The sequence below is a fragment of the Collinsella sp. Sow4_D11 genome (assembly GCF_052116465.1).
GTDB lineage: Bacteria > Actinomycetota > Coriobacteriia > Coriobacteriales > Coriobacteriaceae > Collinsella.
The window spans coordinates 1-15,067 of record NZ_JBQKLA010000030.1 but is presented as its reverse complement, the minus strand read 5'-3'; the positions used below and the strand labels follow the sequence as shown (position 1 = coordinate 15,067).

At 60.0% G+C, this 15,067-nt stretch carries 15 protein-coding genes; all 15 read left to right on the top strand.

Annotated features, from left to right (window positions below):
* Positions 1–595: 595 nt before the first annotated feature.
* The 15 genes from ACTQ40_RS09420 (at position 596) to ACTQ40_RS09350 (ending at position 14,928) form a co-directional block, all read left to right on the top strand.
* Entirely contained in the window at positions 596–1,846 is a 1,251-nt protein-coding gene (locus ACTQ40_RS09420) for a N5-glutamine methyltransferase family protein (RefSeq protein ID WP_441563976.1), read from the top strand.
* A 209-nt stretch (positions 1,847–2,055) separates the two neighbouring features.
* Complete coding sequence (locus ACTQ40_RS09415; RefSeq protein ID WP_441563974.1) at positions 2,056–2,859, top strand: L-threonylcarbamoyladenylate synthase; 804 nt, start codon at positions 2,056–2,058, stop codon at positions 2,857–2,859.
* Positions 2,813–4,354 (top strand): glycerol kinase GlpK, encoded by a 1,542-nt coding sequence (gene glpK / locus ACTQ40_RS09410; protein WP_441563972.1) that lies wholly within the window; start codon positions 2,813–2,815, stop codon positions 4,352–4,354. Before ACTQ40_RS09415 ends, glpK begins: the two co-directional genes overlap by 47 nt.
* A 123-nt stretch (positions 4,355–4,477) precedes the next feature.
* Positions 4,478–5,125 (top strand): uracil phosphoribosyltransferase, encoded by a 648-nt coding sequence (gene upp / locus ACTQ40_RS09405; RefSeq protein WP_040359658.1) that lies wholly within the window; start codon positions 4,478–4,480, stop codon positions 5,123–5,125.
* Between the two features lie 281 nt (positions 5,126–5,406).
* Complete coding sequence (locus ACTQ40_RS09400; protein WP_055286330.1) at positions 5,407–5,718, top strand: hypothetical protein; 312 nt, start codon at positions 5,407–5,409, stop codon at positions 5,716–5,718.
* Positions 5,719–5,721: 3 nt separating this feature from the next.
* Positions 5,722–6,525, top strand: a complete 804-nt coding sequence (gene atpB, locus ACTQ40_RS09395; RefSeq protein ID WP_022094263.1) for a F0F1 ATP synthase subunit A — start codon at positions 5,722–5,724, stop codon at positions 6,523–6,525.
* A 124-nt stretch (positions 6,526–6,649) separates the two neighbouring features.
* On the top strand, positions 6,650–6,844 hold the full coding sequence (locus ACTQ40_RS09390; RefSeq protein ID WP_022094262.1) for an ATP synthase subunit C: 195 nt from the start codon (positions 6,650–6,652) through the stop codon (positions 6,842–6,844).
* Between the two features lie 15 nt (positions 6,845–6,859).
* Positions 6,860–7,462, top strand: a complete 603-nt coding sequence (atpF, locus tag ACTQ40_RS09385) for a F0F1 ATP synthase subunit B (RefSeq protein ID WP_441563969.1) — start codon at positions 6,860–6,862, stop codon at positions 7,460–7,462.
* Positions 7,452–7,928 carry a F0F1 ATP synthase subunit delta gene (locus ACTQ40_RS09380; RefSeq protein ID WP_154518375.1) on the top strand — a complete coding sequence of 159 codons (477 nt, stop codon included), beginning with the start codon at positions 7,452–7,454 and terminating at the stop codon, positions 7,926–7,928. The genes atpF and ACTQ40_RS09380 overlap by 11 nt, the downstream gene beginning before the upstream one ends.
* A complete protein-coding gene (gene atpA, locus ACTQ40_RS09375) occupies positions 7,928–9,526 on the top strand; it encodes a F0F1 ATP synthase subunit alpha (protein WP_154518378.1) in 1,599 nt (532 codons plus the stop codon). The genes ACTQ40_RS09380 and atpA overlap by 1 nt, the downstream gene beginning before the upstream one ends.
* A gap of 5 nt (positions 9,527–9,531) precedes the next feature.
* Positions 9,532–10,440, top strand: a complete 909-nt coding sequence (gene atpG / locus ACTQ40_RS09370; RefSeq protein WP_427747818.1) for an ATP synthase F1 subunit gamma — start codon at positions 9,532–9,534, stop codon at positions 10,438–10,440.
* Positions 10,440–11,894 carry a F0F1 ATP synthase subunit beta gene (atpD, locus tag ACTQ40_RS09365; protein WP_055286334.1) on the top strand — a complete coding sequence of 485 codons (1,455 nt, stop codon included), beginning with the start codon at positions 10,440–10,442 and terminating at the stop codon, positions 11,892–11,894. The genes atpG and atpD overlap by 1 nt, the downstream gene beginning before the upstream one ends.
* 3 nt (positions 11,895–11,897) lie before the next feature.
* Positions 11,898–12,290 (top strand): ATP synthase F1 subunit epsilon, encoded by a 393-nt coding sequence (gene atpC / locus ACTQ40_RS09360; RefSeq protein WP_441057431.1) that lies wholly within the window; start codon positions 11,898–11,900, stop codon positions 12,288–12,290.
* Between the two features lie 88 nt (positions 12,291–12,378).
* Complete coding sequence (murA, locus tag ACTQ40_RS09355; RefSeq protein WP_441563966.1) at positions 12,379–13,662, top strand: UDP-N-acetylglucosamine 1-carboxyvinyltransferase; 1,284 nt, start codon at positions 12,379–12,381, stop codon at positions 13,660–13,662.
* Positions 13,663–13,674: 12 nt separating this feature from the next.
* On the top strand, positions 13,675–14,928 hold the full coding sequence (locus tag ACTQ40_RS09350) for an LCP family protein (protein ID WP_441563965.1): 1,254 nt from the start codon (positions 13,675–13,677) through the stop codon (positions 14,926–14,928).
* Positions 14,929–15,067 lie beyond the last annotated feature (139 nt).

Sequence of the window (15,067 nt, the reverse complement as noted above, 5' to 3'; positions counted from 1 at the left end):
GGCGCGGCTGCGCCTATGGCACTTCAACATCATTGTCGCAGCCCCGACCCGCGGTCACGAGCGGGGGCTCCTATCTTTTTAGTGCCCTCGGATTGGGTCATAGTGTCTGTCCGTCCTTTTCTACCTGCGGCGGGTAGTCATTGGGGACTTATGCTCAACCTGCGGCGCCTCAGAGGTAGTCATTGGGGACGTTCTTAAATGACTAGGTTGGGTAAATTACTTTTCGAGTTTATTTAATCTGCTTTGTTGGAAATTAATCTGCCTACCTGCTTAAAGTAATTAACAACCTTCATCTGCTATTGAAAATATTGCTCGAATAATCGTCCAAGTAGTCGCGGGGTCCTTTTTGGTGCGTCGCACGTCAAGTGATTTGGCAAGTTCTTGGTTAGATATTGGTTAGTTTTGGGGCAACCTTGCCAAAAGCTTGACGAATGCAAATCTAGACGTCGGCGAATGAACACTTTGAGCGAGCCCGGTGCAAAAATCTGGGCTGATTCTCGATAATCGCTTCCAATCGTCTCTCGCCGCGTGCCGCCCTCGCGTACAATCTGCTCCGACATTCGCGCGCCGCCCGGCGCTTAAGAGGGGAGGACCCATGGCAAACGAGATCTGGACCATCAGGCGTTGTCTCGAGTGGACCAAGGAGTACCTAGCCGAGCACGGCGAAGAGCACCCCCGTCTTTCTGCCGAGTGGCTGTTGTGCGCAGCCACGGGCCTAGCGCGCATCGACTTATATATGCGTATGGACGACACGCTCGATGCAGCACAGCTCGAGACCATGCACGCGGCGGTTGTCCGTCGCGCCAAGGGCGAGCCGCTGCAGTACATCACCGGCAGCACGCAGTTCCGCATGATCGACGTCGCGTGCGCCCCCGGCGTGCTCATTCCACGTCCCGAGACCGAGATGCTCGTCGAGGAAGTCCTCAATTATCTGGATGCCGAGGTTCTGAGCCCCGAGGCTGCCACCCGCCAGCGCGTAGAGTTGCCATGGAACGACGAGGTCGAGCAGGCGCGTAAAGCCGAAGTCGCATTGGCTGACGAACGCGCGACTGCCGAGCGCCGTGCCGCCAACCTCACGGCTGCCGATGAGGCGGCGTTGGGCGGAGACGTGCTGGGCAGCCGAGCTTATGCCGAGGAGCTGGCCGATCGTGAGGCCGAGGAAGCCGCCGCGCAGGCAGCTGAGGCCGAGACCGCGGAAGTCGCTGAGCCCGAGCTCGACGAATACGGCATTGCCATCGAAGGCGTCGACCAAGAGACGGCCCTAGTGCAGGATGCCGCCGCGTCTGTGCCTGCCGACCCCCGCATTGCCCGCGTTCTCGAGGTCGGCTGCGGCACAGGCTGCATTTCGCTCTCCCTTGCTTGGGAGCGTCGCGGCCATGTCGCCTGCACCGCTACCGATATCGAGCCGCGCGCCATCGACCTAGCCACCAAAAACCGCGATGCACTCGGGCTGACGTCCGATGAGGTCGCCTTCAGCCTCACGAACCTGGTGAGCTCTATCCCCCGCGAGGAGTGGGGCACCTTCGACGTGCTCGTTTCCAACCCGCCTTATATCCCGACTGACGTCATGCGCTCGCTGCCGCACGAGGTCAAGGACTTTGAGCCCGATTTGGCGCTCGAGGGCGGCGCCGATGGCCTTGATATCTTCCGCCGCCTGCTCAATGCGGCGCCCTATATGCTGCGCGCCGGCGGCCTGTTTGCCTGCGAGCTCTATGAGGGCGCCCTCGACGCCGCGGCCGAGCTCTGCCGCCAGGCGGGTCTTTCGGACGTACGCATCGTCCGTGACCTCACCGATCGTCCCCGCATCGTTCGAGCTATCGTCACCGAGCCCAAACAACGTCAGTAAAGTACGAAGCGTATTGGCGGCGCGGCGGCGGGAGCGCTGCGCCGGAAATGTAAAGAGGCTTGTCACGGCTCAATTACCCCTCACTTTCACCGACTGCTATAGCCGCTCACCAAACCAACATGCGCTGTGGACAAATAGGTTAAACGTTTCGTGCGAGAATGCCCCTCAGTAAACAAACTTTCACCAGAGTGTAAGGGGCTGGCATACACATGCAGACGGTCTATCGGGTATTCGAGGGAGCGCGCGAGCCGCATCGGCTCGCCGTCGAGCGTACGGCCGAGGTGCTCGGCCGTGGCGGCCTGGCCCTGACCCCAACCGAGACCGTCTATGGCGTCGCTGTGGCAGTCAACGCCTTCTCGGACGCCGTGCCCCAAGATACAAGCGAATCTCTGCCGTGGCCGCGCGATCCGCAGGCTGCCGTCAACGGCGCCGCGGTGCCCGCGCTCGGTACCGGCTACCGTCGCATCTTTACCCTCAAGCAGCGCGAGCTCACCCAAACGGTCGCCTGGCTGGTCGATGATGCCGAGGCCCTCGATCGCTACGGCGTGGATATCCCAGAAGAGGCACGCATACTTGCCCGACGATGCTGGCCGGGCGCCCTGACTATTGTGGTCAAGGCGGCTCCCTGCGTGCCGACCTTTATGCGTGCCGCCGACGACACGGTGGCTCTTCGCGCGTCGGCATCGCCCGTGGTACAGGCGCTCATTCGCACCTGTGGCAGCCCACTTGCCTGTACGAGCGCCAATACACACGGCGCGCCCGCGCCGGCAAGCTTTGCCGACGTTGAAGACCGTATTCTAGAAGGGGTCGACGTGGCCGTCGACGCGGGCGAGACGCCGTGCCGCGACGCTTCGACCATCGTGTCGTTCCAGCACGGCGGGCTTCAGATCCTGCGCCAAGGCGCACTTCCCGCGTCAGAGATTGAGCGGGTCCTGTCCGACCCGATGCAACAGAAAGGTGTAAGCGATGTCGTTGAATCTGGGCAGCCTGGGCATGGAAGATGCCTCGTTTGACTTTGGCGGTTCCTACATCATGGCGCTCGACTGCGGCACCACCTCGGTACTTGCGACCATCGTCGACGAGTACGGCTGCATCGTCGCCCAAGCGCGCCGCAGCGTCAAAACCAGCTTCCCGCGTCCCGGCTGGGTGGAGCAAGACCCCATGGCGGTCCTTGCCAGCCAGATTGCGGTCATGATGGAGGTTCAGTTTAAGAGCGGGATTCATTCCGATCGCATCGCCGCCATCGGTATCTCCAATCAGCGTGAGACCACGGTGGTATGGGACCGCGTGAGCGGCCAGCCCATCTATAACGCCATCGTATGGCAGTGCCGTCGCACCGCGTCTCTGATCGATAATTTGGTTGAGCAGGGCGCAGAAGAGCTGGTGCGCTCCCGCACGGGGCTTACGCTCGACCCGTATTTCTCGGCCTCCAAGGTGCAGTGGATTCTCGACAACGTTGACGGCGCACGCGAGAGCGCGGCGGCGGGCGACCTCATGTTTGGCACCATCGACACCTGGCTCATCTACAACCTCACCGGCGGTCAGGTTTTTGCCACCGACTACACCAATGCCAGCCGCACGGCACTCTTTAATATCCATACGCTCGATTGGGACGACGACCTGCTGGCGCTCTTTGACGTTCCGCGTTCCATGATGCCCGAGGTTCGCTGGAGCTCGGGCGACTACGGCCGCGTCGCGAGCGACATCATGACCAACATGCCACCCATCATGGGTGTGGCGGGCGACCAGCAGGCGTCGCTGTTCGGCCACTGCTGTTTCCGTCCCGGCCAGACCAAAAACACCTATGGTACTGGTTGCTTTATGCTCATGAACACCGGCGACGAGGTCGTCGAATCCAAGAACGGTCTGGTCTCCACCATCGGTATCGCCGCGGACGGCAAGATCAGCTATGCACTCGAGGGTTCCATCTTTGCCGCCGGCTCCACCATGAACTGGCTTCGCAACAACATGGGCATCATCTCGAGCGTGAGCGAGTCTGCACAACTCGCCGCTTCGATTAACGACAACGAGGGCTGCTACTTCGTTCCCGCCTTTGCGGGTTTGGGCGCTCCCTGGTGGGACCCGCGTGCCCGCGGTATCGTGTGCGGTCTGACCGGCGCCTCGAGCCGTGCGACCATCGTACGTGCCGCCTGCGAATCCATGGCATATCAGAGCTACGACGTGCTGCGCGCCATGGAGCAGGACGTGGGGCTTTCGATCGAACGCCTGTCTGTCGATGGCGGCGCGTCGCGCAACGAGTTCATCATGCAATTCCAGGCCGACCTGCTGGATATCCCCGTGCTGCAATGCGAGACGGTGGAGACCACGGCAATCGGTGCCGCGTACTTGGCGGGCCTTGCCGTCGGCTATTGGGAAGACCTGGAAGAGCTGGAGCAAAATGCCCAGATCGTTAGGACCTTCCTTCCCCGCATGTCCGCCGAGCGCCGCGAGCAAAACCTTGCGGGCTGGCGCGATGCGGTCAAGCGCTCGCTCAGTACCGCACAGTAGGGCTGCGACGGGCCACTCGATACAGCAAACCGCTAAACTTGTGTATGGCGCGCGGCGGCAACATCGCTGCGCGCCATGCCAGCAAGGTCGTTTTACGGCCGCAACGAAAGGGGCAATCAACTCATGACCGTTACCTACGATGCGTCCCGTGTGACGCTTGTCGATCATCCGCTCGTCCAGCACAAGCTGTCGATCCTGCGCGACAAAAACACCGGCACCAATCAGTTCCGCCAGCTCGTGCGCGAACTCGCGCTTTTTGACGGCTACGAGGCCATGCGCGACCTGCCTATGGAAGACGTCGAGGTCGAGACCCCCATCACTACCGCCACGTTCAAACAGCTCGCCGGCAAGAAACTCGCCATCGTGCCCATCCTGCGTGCGGGCCTTGGCATGGTCGACGGCATCCTCGACCTGGTGCCCTCCGCTCGCGTGGGACACATCGGTATGGAGCGCGACGAGGTTACCCACGAACCGCATGAGTATTACTGCAAGATGCCCAAGGATATCGACCAGCGCATCTGCCTGGTTGTCGACCCCATGCTCGCCACGGGCGGTTCGGCCGAGATGGCCATCAGCTACCTGCGCGAGCGCGGTGTCAAGGACATCCGCATGCTGTGCATCGTCGCGGCCCCCGAGGGCCTCAAGTCGCTGACCGAGAAAGACCCAGATGTGCATATCTATACCTGCGCCATCGACGACCATCTCAACGAGGCTGCCTACATCGTTCCCGGCCTCGGCGACGCCGGCGACCGCATCTACGGCACGCTCTAGTCGCTGGGCTAAGACGGCCGCGGCTGCAAATACGAAGAAACGGTGCGCGCGGACGAACAAAAGGCGACCGCGCGCACTCCTGTTAACGGACGTTTTGCCCTGCAGGGTTCGAGAAAAACGTATTACCGTACCTGCGGCATAAAGAAGGTCTTAAGAAAACGAACAGGTGCGTATTAACCGATGCTTTTTCGGTTGTACTTTAGCGATTGGCTCGTACAATAGTCACCAATGTTTGGCGGGAACTGTTCTGTGAAGCGTTAAAAAAGAAAGTGAGGACGCCAGTGTTTCAGATAGCCGATCTGCTCGCTATCGTTGCAGGCGCCATCGCGGGCGCGGTCGCCTTTCTTCCCTTTGTCTTTACGCTCAAGCCGGTTCTTGACGATAAACAGAATGCGGACATGCTCAAGGGTATGGTGAGTCTGGCGGTCTCGGCAATCGCCCTGCTCGTCTTTACCTTGGTTGTGTTTGTGTTGTTCGGAGAGGCATTTCGCATGTTCCTCCTGGGCGAGGCGATCGGCTTCGTGGCCTTTATGGCCGCCTGCACGGTTCGTGTCGCCAAGGCGCTGCGAGATCCTCATGAGGTCGAAAGGTAAGTCGTGGAAATTTTTGAAAAGCTGCCTGATGAGATTAATCATCTGGTCAGCGAGTTCAGCTCCACCCCCGTCGTGGGCGATCTGAGCTGCGGCATCACGCAGTACTCGTTTTGGCTGATCGTCTCCACGATCGTGCTCCTGATCGTCCTGGCCGTGTTCAAGAAGAAACAGACCCTGGTTCCCAAGGGCTTCTTCGTCAACGGTTTCGAGTACATCATCGAGTACGTCGAGAACGATATCGGCAAGGGCGTCGTGGGTGAGAACTGGAAGAAGCACTTCCCGTTCCTGTGCTCGCTTTTCCTGTTCATCCTGATCAACAACATGATCGGCCTGATCCCGGGAATGAAGCCCGGCACCGGCGCAATCGGCTCCACCGCCGCGCTCGCCATCTTCGCCTTCGTGTACTTCATCTACTACGGATGCAAGGCTCACGGCGTGATCGGCTACATCAAGAGCCTCGCCCCGCAGGGCGTGAGCTTCCCGATGAACGTGCTTGTGTGGGTCGTCGAGCTTTTCTCGACCTTCCTGCGCCTCATCACGCTCGCCGTCCGTCTGTTCTGCAACATGTTCGCAGGACACGTGGTCATGGGCTCGTTCGCCATCATGGCGAGCATGTTCATGCAGCCGCTGCTTCAGCAGGTTTCCGCGGCCCACGCCGTCGGCGCCCTGCCTTCGCTGGCCTGGCTTGCCATCCTCATCCTGATCTATGCGATCGAGCTTGTGGTCGGCGCCATCCAGGCTTACGTCTTCACGGTCCTTACCGCCGTATATGTCTCCGAGGCAGAGGAGGTCGCGGAGGAGGAGTAGTCTTCCGTTCGCGCCTTAAAGGTAAGGCAATTCGTTAAACCGCCGGTGCCCGTACCCATGGAGCCCGGCAGTTATAAAAAGGTTATCCTGCGTGAAATAAGACACGCACGACAAAGGAGGAATCGTGGGAGTTATCGGTTACGGTCTCGGTGTTATCGGCGCTGGTCTTGCTATCGGCCTGTCTGCTCTGGGTGCTACGGGTGCTATGGCCCGCCAGCCTGAGGTCCAGGGCCGCGTGTTCACCGTCTTCATCATGGGCTCCGCCTTCGGCGAGGCTCTGGCTCTGATCGGCTTCGTTGTCGCGCTGATCGTTAAATAGCACGGAGCGTCAAGTATGAATCTTTCATCCCAGAAGAGCGCGATCGCACTCTCCGCGTCCGCGGCCGCGCTGCTCATGCCGGTTTCCGCGTTCGCCGAGGACGGCGCTGCCGGTGCGGACATCCTCATCCCTAAGATGGCGGAGTTCATCCCGGCGCTTATCGCCTTCCTGATCATCTGGATCGTGCTGGCCAAGGTCGCCCTGCCGGGCATCATGAAGACCATGGAGGAGCGCGGCAAGAAGATCGAGGAGAGTCTCGACGAGGCCGAGAAGACCAAGCAGGAGGCTATCGCCAAGCGCGCTGAGTCCGACTCGATCGTTACCGACGCCCGTCGTCAGGCTGCCGACATTGTTCTCGAGGCCCGTAAGGACGCCGAGTCCGAGCGCGCCCGTATCATCGAGGCTGCTCACAAGGAGGCCGAGGAGATCATCTCTAAGGCCCACACGACCGTCGAGGACGAGCGCAAGTCCATCTACGCCGGTGCCGCGAGCTCCATCGCCGACCTGTCCGTTGCCGTCGCCACCAAGATCGTGGGCGAGGCGCTCGAGGACGAGACCGAGCAGAAGAAGCTCATCGAGCGCTACATCCAGGAAGCAGGTAGCCTGAATGCCGACTAGCCGCTATCAGGACAAGGTGCTCGAGACCTACGCGCGCTCCCTCATGGAAGCCGCCAAGGCCGAGAACCATGTGTTCGAGGACCTCGAGATGATCGAGCGCCTGGCTTCCGCCAGCCCCGAGATCATTGCCGTGCTCGACACCATGTCCAAGCGCGACCAGCTCGACCTTCTTCCCAAGGTGGCAGCTGCCTTTAAGCATGTTGCCGAGGAAGACGAGGATGTAGTGGGCGTGACCGTCACCACGGCGATCCCGCTCGACGACGAGCTGCGTCAAACCATCACTAAGAAATGCGAGCAGGACTTCGGCCGCAAGGTATTCCTTATCGAGCAGGTCGATCCGTCTATCGTGGGCGGCCTGGTGCTCGAGGCCCGCGGCGAGCGTCGTGACATTTCCGTCAAGACGCAGCTGCGCATCGCGCAGGAGACCCTCGCAAACTCTGCTAATTCGTACGGAGGTGAAGCCTAATGTCCGAAACCCTCAATGCCCAGGATATCGCCAAGAAACTGCAGGAGCAGCTCACGAACCTCTCCGCGACGGTCGATACGCATGAGGTTTCAACGGTCGACGAGGTAGGCGACGGCATTGCGCGCGTCTCCGGCCTCAAGAGCGCCATGGCAGGCGAGCTTCTGGAGTTCAAGAGCTCCGATACCGGTGAGACCGTCTTCGGCCTTGCCCAGAACCTTGACCGTGACGAGGTCGGCGCCGTTCTGTTTGGTGCCGTCGACTCCATCAAGGAAGGCGACGAGTGCCGCACCACTGGCCGCATTATGGATATCCCCGTGAGCCGTGCCATGCTCGGCCGCGTCGTCAATCCGCTCGGCCAGCCCATCGACGGTTTGGGTGACATTGTCGCCACGCACCGTCGTCCTATCGAGTTCAAGGCCCCCGGTGTCATCGACCGTACCCCGGTATGCGAGCCGGTTCAGACTGGCCTGTTGGCTATCGACTCCATGGTGCCTATCGGCCGCGGCCAGCGCGAGCTTATCATCGGCGACCGTAAGACCGGTAAGACCGCTATCGCCATCGACGCTATCCTCAACCAGCGTGGCAAGGGCATGGTCTGCATCTACGTCGCTATCGGCCAGAAGGCCTCCACGGTTGCCAACATCCGCGAGACCCTCGCTCAGCACGGTGCACTCGACTACACCATCATCGTTTCGGCCACCGCTGCCGATTCCGCCCCTATGCAGTACATCGCGCCTATGGCCGGTGCCGCTATCGGCGAGTTCTTCATGTACAACGGCGAGGACGGCAAGCCCGCCAGCGAGACTAACCCCGGCGGCCACGTGCTCGTCATCTACGACGACCTGTCCAAGCAGGCTGTGGCCTACCGTCAGATGTCACTGACGCTGCATCGTCCGCCCGGACGCGAGGCCTATCCTGGCGACATCTTCTACCTGCACTCTCGTCTGCTCGAGCGTGCCGTCAAGATGTCCAAGAAGAACGGTTACGGCTCCATGACGGCTCTGCCGATCATCGAGACCCAGGACGGCGACGTCTCGGCCTACATTCCGACCAACGTCATTTCCATTACCGATGGTCAGATCTACCTGCAGTCCGAGCTCTTCTTCCAGGGTCAGCGCCCGGCAGTCGACGTGGGCATCTCCGTGTCCCGCGTCGGTGGCGACGCACAGACCAAGGCTATGAAGCAGGTCGCCGGCAACCTCCGTCTGGACCTCGCTTCGTACCAGGAGCTCGCCGGCTTTACGCAGTTCGGCTCCGACCTCGACGAGGCCACGCAAAAGCAGCTTACCCACGGCGCTCGCATGACTGAGCTCCTTAAGCAGTCGCGCTACAAGCCGTTCGAGGTTTCCGAGCAGATCGTTGCGTTGTTCGCTGGCAACGAGGGTTTCCTGGATGACCTGGAGATCGCCGACGTGCTGCCTTTCCGCGCCGAGCTCATTGAGTACATGGACAACGGTTTTGGCTCGCTGCTCGACAAGGTTCGCGCCAAGAAGATCGACGATGACACCAAGGCTGAGCTCCTGCGCGTCATCGGCGACTTTAAGCAGCAGTTCATGGCCAAGCACCATGCCGATACGACTGGATCAGAGGAGAACTAAGCCCTATGGCCAACCTTCGCGACATTAAGAAGCGAATCTCCTCGGTTACCACGACCAAGCAGATCACGCGCACGATGGAGATGGTCTCTACGGCCAAGATCCGTCGTGCCCTCGATCGCTCCAAGCAGGCCGAACCCTATAAGGAGGCGCTGACCGACGTCATGTTGACGGTCGCCGGCGACGCCTCCTGTTCGGGCACCGATCCCATGCTGCAGAAGCATGAGAGCGTCAAGCATGGCCTGATTGTCGTTATCGCCTCGGACCGCGGCCTTGCCGGCGGTTTCAATACGACGGTGGAGCGCACGGCCGAAAAGCTCGCCGCTTCTTGGGCGAACGACGGCATCGAGTGCGAGATCATCGCGTGTGGGCGCAAACCGGCCACGTATTTCCGTGACCGCGCAAACGTCATCATGCACTTTGAGGGCAACTCCTCTGAGCCCGATTTCAATCAGGCCCGCATGATCTCCTCTCATATCTGCGATGCGTATCGTGCCGGTGAGCTTGACCGTGTCGAGCTTGTCTACCACCACGCCAAGAACCGCGTGGATCAGGAGCTTCGCGTCGAGCACTTGCTGCCGCTCGATCCCGAGATGATCGCTATGGCCCACGGTCCGCGTAAGAACGAGGCCGACGCCCCTAAGCGTATCTCGTCCACATTCGAGTTCGTGCCCTCTCCCGAGCATGTTCTCGGCAAGCTTGTACCGTCGTATATCCTGACGGTCATCTACCAGGCCTTGATCGATTCGGCTGCCGCCGAGCAGGGTGCACGCCGCAAGGCGATGCACTCCGCGACGGAAAACGCCACCGCGATCATCTCGACCCTTACCCGCACGTATAGTCGCGTGCGTCAGGCTTCGATCACGACCGAGATTAACGAGATCGTCGGCGGAGCCTCAGCATTGGAGGAACAGTAATGGCTAATAACACCGTAAAGCTTGCGGTCGAGGAAGCCACCAAGAAGACGACTGCCGGTGATGGTCGCATCGTGCGTATTATCGGTCCTGTCGTCGACGTCAAGTTTGACGGCGCGGTGCCCCCGATCTACAACGCGCTCACGGTCGAGGCCGAGACCCCGATCGGTCACCTGAGCACGATCCTCGAGGTCGAGAGCCAGCTTCCGGGCGGCGTCGTCCGCACGGTCGCCATGTCCTCGACCGACGGCCTGCAGCGCGGCCTCATCGCCACCGATACCGGTGAGCCCATGAAGATGCCCGTTGGCCCCAAGACACTCGGTCGCATCTGGAACGTCATGGGCAAGCCCGTCGACGGCAAGCCCATGCCCGAGGTGGAGGAGTTCTATCCCATCCACCATGCAGCGCCCCGCTTTGACGAGCTCACTACCAAGACCGAGATTTTCGAGACCGGCATTAAGGCCGTCGACCTGCTCGAGCCCTACATCCGTGGCGGCAAAACTGGTCTGTTCGGTGGCGCCGGCGTCGGCAAGACCGTTCTGATTCAGGAGCTCATCAACAACCTCGCTCAGGAGCACGGTGGCACCTCGGTGTTTACCGGCGTCGGCGAGCGTACCCGTGAGGGTACCGACCTTTATCTCGAGATGAGCGAGTCGGGCGTTATCGACAAGACCTGCTTGGTCTATGGTCAGATGAACGAGCCGCCTGGAGCGCGTCTGCGCATCGGTCTGGCCGGCCTTACCACCGCCGAGTACTTCCGCGATCGTGGTCAGGACGTTCTGCTGTTCATCGATAACATCTTCCGCTTCTCCCAAGCCGGTTCCGAGGTTTCCGCCCTTCTGGGTCGTATGCCGTCCGCCGTTGGCTACCAGCCCACGCTGGCTACCGAGATGGGCGACCTTCAGGAGCGCATCACCTCGACCAAGACGGGCTCCATCACCTCCGTTCAGGCTGTCTACGTCCCCGCAGACGACCTGACCGACCCGGCTCCCGCCACGACGTTTACGCACCTCGATGCCACTACGGTTCTTTCGCGTAGCATTTCGTCACTCGGCTTGTTCCCGGCCATCGACCCGCTCGCGTCTTCCTCCGACGCCCTCGATCCCTCGATCGTCGGCGAGGAGCACTACCGTGTCGCCGTTAAGGTCCAGGAGCTCCTGCAGGAGTACTCCGACCTTCAGGACATCATCGCCATTCTGGGTATGGACGAGCTGTCCGAAGAGCAGCGCCTTACGGTCAACCGCGCTCGTAAGATTCAGCAGTTCCTCTCGCAGTCCTTCCACGTCGCCGAGAAGTTCACCGGCAACCCCGGTGTCTACGTTCGCGTCGAGGATACCGTCCGCTCCTTCGCCGAGATTGTCGACGGCAAGGCCGATGACCTGCCCGAGCAGGCTTTCCGCTATGCTTCCACGATTGAGGACGTGCGCGAGCGTGCCCGCAAGATGGGGGAGAAGTAGGTTATGCGTATCCGCATCGTGTGCCCCGTGAGCTGCGCCTATGAGGGCGACGCTGCGTTTGTGTCGATTCCGTCCACGGATGGCGAGTTTGGCGTTCTGCCTGCTCACTCCAGCGAGATCTGCACGATCGACCGCGGTTACGTTCGCGTCTCCGATAAGGCCATGGGCACTGTCGACCACACGTTTGCCGTGGCCGGCGGCTATGCCCAGGTTGCGGACGATGTCGTGACCGTTCTCGCCGAGCGCGCTTGCGATTTGGCGACCGTCGACGCCGACAAGGTTAAAGCTGATATTCAAGGTTTTGAAGAGAAGCTGGGTAATTTGTCGGAGGATGATGCACGCCGCGCCTACCTCTATAATGAAATCGCATGGTGTAAGCTCATGCTTGCCCAATAGTCAAACGATTTGGCGTTCGACCATTTGCGAACACATCATGCCCGGGATGGCCCAGCCATCCCGGGCATGCTTTTTGAAAGGGTAGACCTTGGATATTATCCGTGTTGAAGGTGGCCACACCATCGGAGGCTCCGTGCCCGTTTCGGGTGCAAAGAACTCTGCACTCAAACTCATGGCGGCAACGCTTCTGGCACCGGGGAAGACGACGCTGCAGAACGTGCCCGATATCTCGGATGTCCACGTGATGGGCAAGGTGCTCAAGGGCATGGGCGCCACGATCGATGTCCTCGACGAGCACACGCTCGAGATTGATACCTCTCAGGTCGATTCCTGGGAGGCTCCATATGAGCTCGTTGCCAAGATGCGCGCCTCCACGGCCGTGATGGGTCCCCTGCTGGGCCGTTTCCATCGTGCCAAGATTGCCATGCCGGGTGGCTGCAATCTGGGTGCCCGTAAGATCGACATGCACATCTTGGGTCTTGAGGCGCTGGGCGTAGAATTCGACACTGCACACGGTTACATCAATGCCAACGCTCCTCAGGGGCTGCGTGGTACCACGGTTACGCTTGAATTTGCCAGCGTCGGCGCTACCGAGAACCTCATCATGGCGGCCGTGCGCGCACAAGGCACTACGGTTATCGATAATGCGGCTCGCGAGCCCGAGATCGTCGACCTTGCCAATATGCTCAACGAGATGGGCGCCAAGATTGTTGGCGCCGGCACGCCCGTCGTGACCATCGAAGGTGTGGACGAGCTGCATCCCGTTACCCATCGCGTGGTGGGCGACCGCATCGAGGCCGGCACCTTTATCGTTGCCGGTGCTCTGATGGCCGATGACCGCGGTGTCGACGTTACGGGCTTTTGCCCCATTCACTTGGGCATGGTGCTCAAGAAGATGGAGCTCATGGGCATCGAGTGTGAGCGAATCGAGAATGGCGTTCACGTGAGTCGTGTCGAGCACATCAGGCCGGTCGATATTCAGACACTCCCGTTCCCGGGCTTCCCGACGGACATGCAGGCGCAGATCATGGTGCTTTCCGCTCTTGCTGATGGCAGCTCTGTGATTACCGAGAATATCTTCGAGAACCGCTTCATGTTCGCGTCGGAGCTGGTCCGTATGGGCGCGGATATCCGCATCGAAAGCCATCACGCCATGATTCATGGCGTCAAGGGGTTCTCGGGTGCACAGGTTACCTCGCCTGATCTGCGCGGCGGCGCCGCGCTCGTCGTTGCTGGCCTTATCGCCGACGGCGTTACCGAGGTCTCGGCCATCCATCACATCAAACGTGGCTATGAGCAGTTTGTCGAAAAACTGCAGGCACTTGGTGCAAACGTCGAGCACGCCACTGTTCCCGATCCCGTCATCTACTAATGCAGGTTGCCTATGTTTAATAATAAGAAGCCCTTAGCGGATACTCGAAGACCTTCAACCGGCGCACAGGCCAAGATCTACAGTCGCGATAATGTTGCACGCTACTCCGAGCGCGCTCGTCAGCGCCGCCGCGGCCAGACAATCCGTCGCGTTGCGCTTATCGCCGTGCTTGGCGTGCTGTTGAGCGCTACGACTGCCGCCGGGCTGTGGTTCGCCAGCATTATGGGCAAGCTCGGCGATTCCAATGTCATTACCGACAATCTGCGCCATATCTTGGTGGATACCGATGAGGCCAAGGATCCGTTCTACGTGCTTCTTTTGGGTACCGATGGTCGTCCGGGCGAGGACACGTATCGCGCCGATTCAATTATCTTGGCGCGCATCGACCCTACGCAAAAGCAGGCTACGCTTATATCCATTCCACGTGATACCAAGGTTGTCTATAACGGCGAAACCATGAAGGTCAACGCCTGCCATACCTATGGCGGTGCCGAGGCCATGGTTCAAGCGGTCAATGAGCTGTGCGGCGTGCAGATTGCCCACTATGCCGAGGTTAGCTTTGACGGTATGCAATCATTGATCGACTCTGTGGGCGGTATCGACATCAACGCCACCGATGATGTCGATGACCCCGAGCATCTGGACATTAAGATTACGGCAGGCCAGCAGCACATGGACGGTGCTACCGCGCTCACCTATGCCCGTTGCCGCTATACCTATGCCGACGGCGACTATACGCGCATGCGTCACCAACGCCAGGTGCTTGGTGCCCTTGCCAACCAGATTCTCAACAACTTTGATGCTACGAAGGTCTTCGACCTGGTTAATTCGCTGTCCGATATGCTTGTGACCGATATGAGCGTTCAGGACATCGTGTCTACGGTCAATGCTATGCGCGGCATGGATGTCGATGGCATCTATTCGGCGAATCTGCCTTCCTACGCAGATGAAACCACCATGATCGACGGTCAGAGCTATGTCTTTGTCTACGAGGACGAGCTTAAGGAGATGATGGCGCGCGTCGATGCCGGCAAGGATCCTAAGGGACCAAACACCATGGGCCTATCCGACGGAACCAGCTCCACAATCGGTGATTTGAGCAACCATACTTCTGACGATTACGCCTACGGTACGGCCGGTTCGTCGGAAAGCTCGGACGATTCTAGTTATTCGGGCGATTCGAGCTATTCGGACGATTCGGATTACAGCTCATATTATTACGAGGAGCCCACTGGCGACGGCAACGGTTACGAAGCCAACTACTAGGGTTGGGGGGGGGGGGGGGGCCCCCCCCCCCCCCCCCCCCCCCCCCCCCCCCCCCCCCCACAAAAAAAAAAAAAAAACACAAAAAAAAAAAAAAAAAAAAAAATAAAAAAAAAAAAAAAATAAATAAGTAAACATGTCT

Excerpts from the sequence above, each read along its gene's own strand:
- ACTQ40_RS09420 (WP_441563976.1), top strand. The coding sequence starts at position 596 with ATGGCAAACGAGATCTGGACCATCAGGCGTTGTCTCGAGTGGACCAAG.
- ACTQ40_RS09415 (WP_441563974.1), top strand. The coding sequence starts at position 2,056 with ATGCAGACGGTCTATCGGGTATTCGAGGGAGCGCGCGAGCCGCATCGG.
- glpK (WP_441563972.1), top strand. The coding sequence starts at position 2,813 with ATGTCGTTGAATCTGGGCAGCCTGGGCATGGAAGATGCCTCGTTTGAC.
- upp (WP_040359658.1), top strand. The coding sequence starts at position 4,478 with ATGACCGTTACCTACGATGCGTCCCGTGTGACGCTTGTCGATCATCCG.
- atpF (WP_441563969.1), top strand. The coding sequence starts at position 6,860 with ATGAATCTTTCATCCCAGAAGAGCGCGATCGCACTCTCCGCGTCCGCG.
- ACTQ40_RS09380 (WP_154518375.1), top strand. The coding sequence starts at position 7,452 with ATGCCGACTAGCCGCTATCAGGACAAGGTGCTCGAGACCTACGCGCGC.
- atpA (WP_154518378.1), top strand. The coding sequence starts at position 7,928 with ATGTCCGAAACCCTCAATGCCCAGGATATCGCCAAGAAACTGCAGGAG.
- atpG (WP_427747818.1), top strand. The coding sequence starts at position 9,532 with ATGGCCAACCTTCGCGACATTAAGAAGCGAATCTCCTCGGTTACCACG.
- atpD (WP_055286334.1), top strand. The coding sequence starts at position 10,440 with ATGGCTAATAACACCGTAAAGCTTGCGGTCGAGGAAGCCACCAAGAAG.
- atpC (WP_441057431.1), top strand. The coding sequence starts at position 11,898 with ATGCGTATCCGCATCGTGTGCCCCGTGAGCTGCGCCTATGAGGGCGAC.
- ACTQ40_RS09350 (WP_441563965.1), top strand. The coding sequence starts at position 13,675 with ATGTTTAATAATAAGAAGCCCTTAGCGGATACTCGAAGACCTTCAACC.